The organism is Auraticoccus cholistanensis, from assembly GCF_009742705.1.
GTDB classification, from domain to species: Bacteria; Actinomycetota; Actinomycetes; order Propionibacteriales; family Propionibacteriaceae; genus Auraticoccus; species Auraticoccus cholistanensis.
This window is the reverse complement of the sequence record NZ_WPCU01000010.1, coordinates 536,986-538,503: the sequence shown is the minus strand read 5'-3', so window position 1 is coordinate 538,503 and position 1,518 is coordinate 536,986. Positions and strand designations below refer to the sequence as shown.

1 protein-coding gene and 1 pseudogene are annotated in these 1,518 nt (G+C 76.5%); one reads left to right on the top strand and one right to left on the bottom strand.

Annotated features, from left to right (window positions below; all coding sequences use genetic code 11):
• A pseudogene (locus tag GC722_RS18680) lies at positions 1-248 on the top strand (HD domain-containing protein); the annotation flags it as partial.
• Between the two features lie 44 nt (positions 249-292).
• Here the strand turns inward: GC722_RS18680 and GC722_RS15995 are convergent.
• Positions 293-1,303: a DMT family transporter gene (locus GC722_RS15995; protein ID WP_156611739.1), complete on the bottom strand. Its 1,011-nt coding sequence runs from the start codon at positions 1,301-1,303 to the stop codon at positions 293-295.
• Positions 1,304-1,518: the final 215 nt, after the last annotated feature.

Sequence of the window (1,518 nt, the reverse complement as noted above, 5' to 3'; positions counted from 1 at the left end):
CCCGGCCGGAGTCCGTCGCCCAGGCCCGGGCCGTGGTCGACGTGCTGCAGGCCCTGGTCGAGCACCTGGTGGAGCGGCCCGAGCGGCTGCCCGAGGTGGAGGGGCTGACCCCGGGGAGCCCGGAGGCCGTCCGCGCCGCCGTGACCTGGGTGGGCGGGATGACCGACCGCTACGCCTTCGACACCGCGGTCCGGCTGCTGGACTGGGACCCCGACCGGCTGCCGAAGGGCGTCGAGCCGGCGCAGTGAGCCCAGCGCGCCGCCGCTGACGCCCGGGGCGGACCGCCGGACGCTCAGCGCACGCCGCGGGCTCGGAGCGTCATGGCGCCGACCACGCCGACCAGGGTGAGCCCGGCGGCCACGAAGCTGAGCACGCCCAGCTCCTCGGGAGCCACCAGGAGGTCGATCACCACCGCGGCGATCACCTGCCCGGCGACGGCCCACAGCCCGAGGACGAGCACGCCGTGGATCCGCACCATCACGGTGGAGAGGGCGATGAAGGCGATGCCGAACAGGCCGCCGGTGTAGAGCCACCACTCCCGCGGCGGGGCGACCAGGTGCCCTGGCAGGGCGAGCGTGACCAGCCAGAACAGCAGCAGCCCGGTGGTGCCGACCAGGAAGTTGTTCCAGGTGGTCGCCCAGGGACCGACCTGCGCGGCGACCCGCCCGTTGAGGCCCTGCTGGACGCTGGTGCCGGCCCCGGCGACCAGCGGGAGCAGGGCCAGCAGCAGCCCGAGCCCCGCGCCGGCGGGGTCCAGCCCGGCCTGCAGGCCGACGAGGAGGGCGGCCACGACGGCCAGCACGGCACCGAAGAGGCGGGGCACCGAGACAGGGGTGTGGCCGCCGGGCCCCCAGCCGCGGTGGTCGACCACCAGCGCCATCACCGACTGCCCGGCCACCACGCAGACGATGAACAGGGCCACGCCGAGGGTGGGGGTGGTGATGCCCTGGGAGGCGACGAACACCCCGCCGGCCAGACCGCCGACGACCATCCACGGCGGCAGCGTGCCCTCCCGCAGCCCGCGCCCGAGGGTGGCGACCTGACGACGGCTGGCCGGGTGCAGCAGCACGAACAGCGTCAGCAGCACCAGACCGGAGCCGAAGCTGCTCACCGCCGCCGCGACGCTGGCCCGCAGCCCCGTGCCGAGCCGGCTGGCCAGCTCACCGTTGACCAGGCTCTGCAGGGAGACGAAGCCGCCGATCAGCAGCATCAGCGGTGCGGTGGCCAGCTTGAGCCGGGAGCTGGCGGTGGCCGGGGTCAGCGCTGGTGCGGTGTGGGCGGGGCTGGGGGCGGGGCGACTCACCCGTGGAGTCTAGGCCGGTCGACCCGCCCCCCTCACCGTCGTCCCCGCCTCACCGTCGCCGGCGGAGCCCGTTGAGCACCGACCCGGCCCCGGCGAGCACCGCGACCAGACCCAGCAGGCCCAGCAGGGCCGGCGGGCCACCCGTGGTGGCCAGCGGGGGCTGGGTCGGGTCGACCGGCCGGCCCGGTGCCGCGGGCGGGGTGCCGGGGTCGACC